We start from the raw sequence: 8575 nt of genomic DNA, 5'->3' as shown, positions 1-8575 counted from the left end.
GTATTATTATAGGTGACTGTTGTCCATAACAGTTGATCGGGCAGGCGCCCAGAATAAGCAGTTAAATTCGATTATAGGAAGTAATTGAGAGATTGCAATAATGTTAATAGCCAAATAAGCCATATTGCTGAAATTATGAAGATTAATCGCAATCTGCGGCGATTGTATTAAATAACGCTATTTTTACTTAGGATTTTTCTTAGGAAATAACTCATTTTGTATTTTATATATATAAATATAATAAGTTTTTATTATCTTGCAAGGTGTCGGTTTTATTTTAATCAGTTGAGCACTACAAGTGTGGCTTCATTAAACCCCAACGCAGGGTGAAGTTGTAGACTCCGTTCAGCCTGTATGGAGTGGATTGTGTTACGTCAGCGCTGACATCGAGAACCTGTCTATGATGGATTATGGAGGTCTTTACGCATCAAATGAAGCCCCGTTTACAGGATCATTTCATCAGCCATCTCTCTGATACGATCCTAACTTTCCGGGGAGCGTTCTGCTATAGATTGACGCAATATTTTCTTTTTTTCCTCCATTAAGGATAAATACGTGGTGCAATCTTCATCTGCAATCCGAATCCTCGTCTCGTAAAATCGCTTATCAATGGTTTATCACCTGCACACAGCACCCTAGCCTGTCTTTAGGGATCATAAGCAAAAAAGCTCGGATGGGTCGGCCTGCCTACTTGCGTGCAACACCTGCACCATAATGGCGCAAATGGTCTTTTTCAGGCCTGAAAGGTTTATTTCAATAGTGAAATAAGCGCATTTCGCACACCGCTTTCTCGCTGGCTATCAGCATTTTCCGCTGCCAATTACCCAAATTTGAAAAATAACCGTTCAGATAATCGACATTTAGCGCGGCCTTTTTAGACTTTTTACGTGGCGTTATTCGCTGATTATTGTCATGCGACTGGTTTTATCTGCCAAGATCATGCTCGTTGTCTAAATATTAATCCTGTAAATGTTAATTCTCTGTTTTTTTATGTTTGTTTGCTGTTACTCACAGTCTTTGTAAAAGCCTGAGGGTTATATTGACGACGCCTGAGAGAGTTGCGAAATTGATGTGAACAGGATTGACCAGAAGATTCATCCGGTAATTATTTGCACCCTTTTTTGGTGCAATTGTTTCCAATAAAACATTTCTGGTGGCGTTTGTCGCACGCCTGAAACATCACTTCTGCAGCTTCCAGACACACACTTCCGCCCGTAAATAAAAAATAAAGGGCAGGGTGAGCTGAAACACAACACACACATCCACATCACCATTAATAAATGGAGCAAAAGCGATGAGAATTTCCTTGGGTAAGTCAGGCCTGCTGAAGTTTAGTTTGGGTCTGATTGCGCTGACAGTGGCGGCCAGCGTTCAGGCAAAAACGTTAGTTTATTGTTCTGAAGGTTCGCCAGAAGGCTTCAACCCGCAGCTTTTCACCTCGGGTACTACCTACGATGCCAGCTCCGTTCCAATTTATAACCGTCTGGTTGAGTTCAAAACCGGCACCACAGAAATTCAGCCGGGCCTGGCTGAAAAGTGGGACGTGAGCCCGGACGGCAAAACGTACACTTTCCACCTGCGTCAGGGTGTGAAATGGCAATCAAGTAAAGACTTTAAGCCAACGCGTGATTTCAACGCCGACGACGTGCTGTTCTCGTTCAATCGTCAAAAAGATACCGCTAATCCGTACCATAAAGTGTCGGGCGGTAACTATGAATACTTCGACGGTATGGGCATGGGCGACCTGATCAGCAAAATCGTCAAAGTGGATGACCACACCGTTCAGTTCGTGCTTAACCATCCTGAGTCGCCGTTCCTGGCCGACATGGCGATGGATTTCGCGTCCGTGCTGTCTTCCGAATACGCCGACAACATGATGAAAGCCGGTACGCCTGAGAAAGTCGACCTGAACCCAATCGGTACTGGTCCGTTCCAGATGATGCAGTACCAGAAAGATTCCCGCATTTTGTACACCGCGTTCAAAGGTTACTGGGGCACTCAGCCTAAGCTCGATCGCCTGGTGTTCTCCATCACGCCGGACGCGTCAGTACGCTATGCAAAACTGCAGAAGAACGAATGTCAGGTGATGCCGTACCCGAACCCGGCAGACATCGCGGCTATGAAGAAAGACAAAAATATCAATCTGCTGTCAGAGCCGGGCCTGAACGTGGGCTATCTGTCGTTCAATACTGAGAAAAAACCGTTAGATAACGTCAAAGTTCGTCAGGCGCTGACCATGGCCGTGAACAAGCAGGCGATTATCGATGCGGTTTATCAGGGCGCGGGTCAAGCGGCCAAAAACCTGATCCCACCAACTATGTGGGGCTACAACAACGACGTTAAAGACTACCCATACGATCCTGCGAAAGCCAAAGAGTTGCTGAAAGAAGCCGGTATGCCTGACGGTTTCGCTATCGACCTGTGGGCAATGCCGGTTCAACGTCCTTACAACCCGAATGCTCGCCGCATGGCCGAGATGATTCAGGCCGACTGGTCAAAAATTGGCGTGAAAGCCACCATCGTGACCTACGAGTGGGGCGAGTACCTCAAGCGTGCTAAAAATGGCGAACACCAGACTGTGATGATGGGCTGGACCGGTGACAATGGGGATCCGGATAACTTCTTCGCCACCCTGTTCAGTTGCCAGGCGGCCAAAGACGGTTCCAACTATTCAAGATGGTGCTACAAGCCGTTTGAAGATGTGATCCAGCCAGCCCGTGCTGAACCCGATCACGACAAACGTATTGCGCTCTACAAGCAGGCTCAGGTGATTATGCATGACCAGGCTCCGGCGCTGATTATTGCCAACTCCACCGTATACGAACCTGTCCGTAAAGAAGTGACAGGCTATGTGGTTGATCCACTGGGCAAGCACCACTTCGAAAACGTCGACATCAAGTAATGGCCCATTGGGCGTGTTGAAAGAGGGCACGCTCAAAGCGGACTGAACTTTTAAAGATGTAAATCGTTAAAAGCAATGTGAGTTAACAATAAGCCCGGCGAGCTACGGTTCGCCGGGCATTTTATACAGAGAGTACGGGATATGCTGCAGTTCATACTCCGACGTTTGGGGTTAGTTATCCCAACGTTTATCGGCATTACTTTGCTGACCTTCGCCTTCGTGCACCTCATCCCCGGCGACCCCGTGACTATTATGGCCGGTGAGCGCGGTGTATCTCCTGAGCGCCATGCTCAGTTGATGACAGAAATGGGCCTCGACAAGCCGCTTTATCAACAATATTTCCATTACGTAAACGGCGTGCTGCACGGTGATTTGGGCATGTCGTTGAGCAGCCATACACCCGTCTGGCATGAGTTTTTGCCCCGCTTTGAAGCCACGCTGGAACTCGGTATCTGCGCGATGATTTTTGCGGTCATCGTGGGTATTCCCGTCGGGGTGCTGGCCGCGGTCAAGCGAGGTTCTATTTTTGACCATACGGCGGTGGGGATCTCTCTCACCGGCTATTCGATGCCGATTTTCTGGTGGGGGATCATGCTGGTCATGCTGGTCTCGGTGCACTGGAACCTCACGCCCGTTTCGGGGCGAATAAGCGATACCGTCTTCCTCGATGACAGTCTGCCGTTAACCGGCTTTACGCTGATCGACACCCTTATCTGGGGTGGCCCGGGTGATTTCAAAGACGCGGTGATGCACATGATCCTTCCCGCTATTGTGTTGGGCACCATCCCTCTGGCGGTTATCGTGCGTATGACGCGCTCCTCGATGCTGGAAGTGTTGGGTGAGGATTATATCCGCACCGCACGCGCCAAAGGCGTAAGCCGCATGCGGGTTATCGTGGTTCACGCGCTGCGTAATGCGATGCTGCCGGTGGTGACAGTGATTGGTTTGCAGGTCGGTACGCTGCTCGGCGGGGCGATTTTGACTGAAACCATCTTCTCTTGGCCCGGCGTTGGACGCTGGCTGATTGAAGCCCTGCAACGCCGCGATTATCCGGTGGTTCAGGGCGGCGTGTTGCTGGTCGCTACGCTGATTATCCTGGTTAACCTGTTGGTCGACGTGCTGTACGGCATTGTTAACCCGCGTATTCGTCACAAGAAATAAGAGGCGCACAATGACTCAAGTTACTGAACCTGTCGCCGGTGAACGGGTTACGGGCGCACCGACGCCCATGCCGCCAATGCGTGAGTTTTGGCACTACTTCAAGCGAAATAAAGGGGCCGTTACCGGTCTGGTTTACATCATTATCATGCTGGTGTTGGCCATTGGCGCCAACGTACTGGCACCGCACGGACCGGCCGAACAGTTCCGCGATGCGCTGCTGAAACCGCCGGTGTGGATGGAAGGCGGCAGCTGGAAATTCCTGTTAGGCACTGACGACGTGGGCCGCGATATTCTGACTCGCCTGATGTATGGTGCGCGCCTGTCGCTGTTAGTGGGCTGTCTGGTGGTCGTGCTTTCGCTGATCCTCGGCGTTATTTTCGGCCTGTTTGCCGGTTACTACGGCGGCGTGGTCGATGCCATTATCATGCGCGTGGTCGATATCATGCTGGCACTGCCAAGCCTGCTGCTGGCTTTGGTTCTGGTGGCTATTTTTGGGCCTTCAATCGTTAACGCCTCGCTGGCGCTGACCTTTGTTGCACTGCCACACTATGTGCGTTTAACTCGCGCGGCGGTGTTGGTGGAGGTCAATCGCGACTACGTCACTGCTTCCCGCGTGGCCGGTGCCAGTGCGACGCGTCAGATGTTTGTGAATATTCTGCCTAACTGTCTGGCTCCACTGATCGTGCAGGCTTCTCTAGGCTTTTCCAACGCCATTCTCGACATGGCGGCTCTCGGCTTCCTCGGTATGGGCGCACAGCCGCCAACGCCTGAGTGGGGCACAATGCTTTCCGATGTTCTGCAGTTCGCGCAAAGCGCCTGGTGGGTCGTGACCTTCCCTGGCGTGACTATTCTGCTTACGGTATTGGCATTTAACCTGATGGGGGATGGCCTGCGCGACGCCCTCGACCCGAAACTCAAGCAGTAAGGGGCGAGAGATGGAAACGACACTGATTGAAGACGTACCGGTTGGCAAAACGCTGCTGACCGTGAATAAACTGTCGGTACATTTTGGAAATGAAGGACAACCTTTTCGCGCCGTAGACCGCATCAGTTACACCGTGAAGCAGGGTGAGGTTGTGGGCATCGTCGGCGAGTCGGGGTCAGGTAAATCCGTCAGCTCGCTGGCGCTGATGGGACTGATCGACTTTCCCGGAAAAGTGATGGCCGACACGCTGGAATTTGGCGGTCAAAATCTGCAGGGCATCAGTGAAAAGCAGCGTCGGCAAATCGTCGGCTCTGAAGTCGCGATGATCTTCCAGGACCCGATGACCAGCCTTAATCCTTGTTACACCGTCGGTTTCCAGATTATGGAAGCGATTAAGGTGCATCAGGGCGGCAATAAGAAGACCCGCCGTCAGCGCACTATTGACCTGCTTAACCTAGTCGGTATCCCCGACCCAGCCTCAAGGCTTGACGTGTATCCGCATCAGCTTTCGGGCGGTATGAGCCAGCGCGTCATGATTGCGATGGCGATTGCCTGTCGCCCCAAACTGCTGATTGCCGATGAGCCGACCACCGCGCTCGACGTGACTATTCAGGCGCAAATCATCGAACTGCTGCTTGAGTTACAGCAGAAAGAAAATATGGCGTTGATGTTGATAACCCACGATTTGGCCCTGGTGGCAGAAGCGGCGCATCACATCATCGTGATGTACGCTGGCCAGGTGGTTGAGACTGGGCGTTCTACCGAGATTTTCCGTGCGCCTCGCCATCCTTACACTCAGGCGCTGTTGCGTTCGCTGCCGGAGTTTTCAACGGATAAAGCGCGACTCCAGTCTCTGCCGGGCGTCGTGCCGGGCAAATATGACCGTCCAAACGGCTGCCTGCTTAACCCGCGCTGTCCGTATGCCAACGATCGCTGCCGTAAAGAAGAACCTGAATTACAGGGTGCACCTGGCCGTCAGTCCAAATGTCATTATCCGCTGGATGATGCGGGGAGACCAACCTATGAGTCTTAATCAAACTGCCGTAAAGCACCCGCTGCTGAAAGCGATTGATCTGAAAAAACACTACGCGGTGAAGGGGGGATTGTTTAAACCTGAGCGCACCGTAAAAGCGCTGGACGGCGTTTCTTTTGAACTGGAACGTGGGAAAACGCTGGCGGTCGTCGGCGAATCTGGCTGCGGTAAGTCAACGCTTGGCCGTCTCCTGACTATGATTGAGGTGCCTAGCCACGGCGAGCTGTATTATCAGGGACAGGACCTGCTGAAGCCTGACGTCACCGCAGAGAAGCTGCGCCGTCAGAAAATCCAGATTGTGTTCCAGAACCCCTATGGCTCGCTGAATCCACGCAAGAAAGTTGGGCAAATCCTCGAAGAGCCACTGCTGATCAATACCAAGTTGAGCAGCGCCGAGCGTCGTGAGAAAGCGCTGGCGATGATGGCCAAAGTCGGCCTAAAAACCGAGCACTATGACCGCTATCCGCACATGTTCTCCGGCGGCCAGCGTCAGCGAATCGCCATCGCTCGCGGCCTGATGCTTGACCCAGACGTGGTGATTGCCGACGAACCGGTCTCGGCGCTGGACGTCTCTGTTCGAGCTCAGGTATTAAACCTGATGATGGATTTGCAGCAGGATCTCGGCCTGTCGTACGTGTTTATCTCGCACGACCTGTCGGTGGTTGAACACATTGCTGACGAAGTGATGGTGATGTATCTCGGACGCTGTGTGGAAAAGGGCTCAAAAGAGGCGGTATTTAGTCATCCTCGCCACCCGTATACCCAAGCGCTGCTGTCGGCAACACCGCGACTGAATCCGGACGACCGCCGTGAGCGTATCAAGCTTACCGGTGAACTGCCGAGCCCGTTAAATCCACCTGCTGGTTGTGCGTTTAATGCGCGCTGTCGCCGTGCTTTTAGCACCTGCACGCAATTTCAGCCGCAGTTGAAACAGTACGGTGATCAGCTCGTAGCCTGCTTTGCCGTCGATCAGGACGAGCAGGAAAAAACCAGCGTCTAATCTGTTAACGTCACCGGTCAGCCACGGGTCGGTGACGTATTTATTCTCCGCAGGGTTAGTGAATTTCACCCACCGCGTTAATTTTAATTATTCCGTCGCCAGCCCTAATCCTCGACCAGGAAGCGTCTGACATGCCGAGCCAATTTTTTCAGGTGCTTTGTCAGGGTAAGTATCGTCTTTCGAAATGAAGATGGGTGTGGTAGCCACGTATCCGTCGCTGAAGGTCGCTTCAATAAAAGCGGCACTCCATCCTTGGGGGGGATAGACCAAGTTAAGCTGCATTGCGTTATTTACAGGAAGTGGGAGAGCGGACTGTTGATAGCGAATATTACAGGCGAAACGGAAATCACGTGAGTGCGGGTTATTTGCAGACCACAATGAGAGCCTGACGGGGCGTTCTGAAAAGTGCAGGGTTAGCGTTTCTGCATTGCTGTGTTTTTCCACAGTAACGCGAATGTCAGGTAATTTGGCATTTTGTTGAATACGGTTTATAAAATAAGTTAAGGTCTGTACTGCAAACGCTTTTACGCCGTAATGGTTTGAATTAGGTATAACCCTGAGAGAGCGCTCACCCGGCAGTTTATCGTAATAAAATTGAGCATTGTCGGGTGCGTAGAAATCATCACCACTGGCATTGATAATATATTTTGGAATACTCAACCTTTCTTTGTATTGACCGTTGGCGTAGGCGAGTGGATCTTGAACTTGCATTAACTTTGAAAATTGCGACGTGTTTATTTGCGTATCAATATTTTCATTGTAATAGGGTGCGAAGGCAATTGGCCAGTTTCCGCCATAGACGTTATACATATGCGTGAGTGCCTTGCGTTGATTCAGTAAATCAATAACGAAAGGCACAACAGCATCAACGCGAGGGTCGGAAATGGCGGTTAGCCAGGCTGTCCATCCGCGTTTAGACAGGCCAGTAACGATGAAGGTTTTTATATCCCACTCTTTTAGCACTCGCTCAGCCAGTGACATGGCTTGCGAAACGGCCGCAGTCATGGGCAGTTGAAGCGGAACGTTCTTGGCCGTGTCGTTCATAAAAAGATGCCAGCTGTGGGCTATGCTGTCATCTTCTTTGCGGGGTTTATCGTCTTTTTCGTCGATGAGATATTGGTTAGGTATATCGCTGATTGAGGTGACAATAGTATGAGTTTGATTGGCGAGTTTAACCAGCATGTCGACCGTAAAGTCGGTAGGTTTTGCCACACTTTGACCGGATGAAGGATTATTTATACCATTGTTGATAATAAGTAGAGAACGTTCCAGATAGGGTTTGTCAGGGATGTAAAAAATTACGTCATGCAGCCATTTATCTTCTTTAAAATTCTGTTCCGATTTTGGGATTTGAAAAGTAAGCCGATAATGTCGAACTCTAACCCCTTGCAGTTTTTCCTCTTTAATGAATATTGCATTTAATGGAAGCTCTTTAGATTTTTTTTGATATTCAAATAGCAGAGTATGAAAATGGCTTTCATTCTTGATGTCTGTTTCACGCTGTAAGGGTTGGGCATGTAGTGTCTGGCTAATAGAGAGTGCGGTGTATAAAGC

Annotated in this window: 6 protein-coding genes; 5 read left to right on the top strand and 1 reads right to left on the bottom strand. The window is 50.5% G+C overall.

The genetic code is table 11. The features are described from left to right. Positions 1–1294 precede the first annotated feature (1294 nt). The 5 genes from dppA (at position 1295) to dppF (ending at position 7021) form a co-directional block, all read left to right on the top strand. Positions 1295–2902, top strand: a complete 1608-nt coding sequence (gene dppA / locus BS639_RS24125) for a dipeptide ABC transporter periplasmic-binding protein DppA (RefSeq protein WP_084984586.1) — start codon at positions 1295–1297, stop codon at positions 2900–2902. A gap of 141 nt (positions 2903–3043) precedes the next feature. Further along, positions 3044–4063: a dipeptide ABC transporter permease DppB gene (gene dppB, locus BS639_RS24120; RefSeq protein ID WP_055775724.1), complete on the top strand. Its 1020-nt coding sequence runs from the start codon at positions 3044–3046 to the stop codon at positions 4061–4063. 10 nt (positions 4064–4073) lie between these two features. Next, complete coding sequence (gene dppC, locus BS639_RS24115; RefSeq protein WP_055775727.1) at positions 4074–4988, top strand: dipeptide ABC transporter permease DppC; 915 nt, start codon at positions 4074–4076, stop codon at positions 4986–4988. Positions 4989–4998: 10 nt separating this feature from the next. Next, complete coding sequence (gene dppD, locus BS639_RS24110; protein ID WP_055775730.1) at positions 4999–6021, top strand: dipeptide ABC transporter ATP-binding protein; 1023 nt, start codon at positions 4999–5001, stop codon at positions 6019–6021. Beyond that, entirely contained in the window at positions 6011–7021 is a 1011-nt protein-coding gene (gene dppF / locus BS639_RS24105; protein WP_055775733.1) for a dipeptide ABC transporter ATP-binding subunit DppF, read from the top strand. Before dppD ends, dppF begins: the two co-directional genes overlap by 11 nt. 87 nt (positions 7022–7108) lie before the next feature. Here dppF and BS639_RS24100 read toward each other — a convergent pair. Then, positions 7109–8575 (bottom strand): PhoPQ-activated pathogenicity-related family protein (locus BS639_RS24100; protein ID WP_084984585.1); only part of this gene is annotated, 1467 nt, incomplete at its 5' end.

Origin of the sequence: Rouxiella silvae (genome assembly GCF_002093625.1) — a bacterium.
Lineage (GTDB): Bacteria > Pseudomonadota > Gammaproteobacteria > Enterobacterales > Enterobacteriaceae > Rouxiella > Rouxiella silvae.
This window is presented reverse-complemented; position numbering and strand designations above follow the sequence as displayed.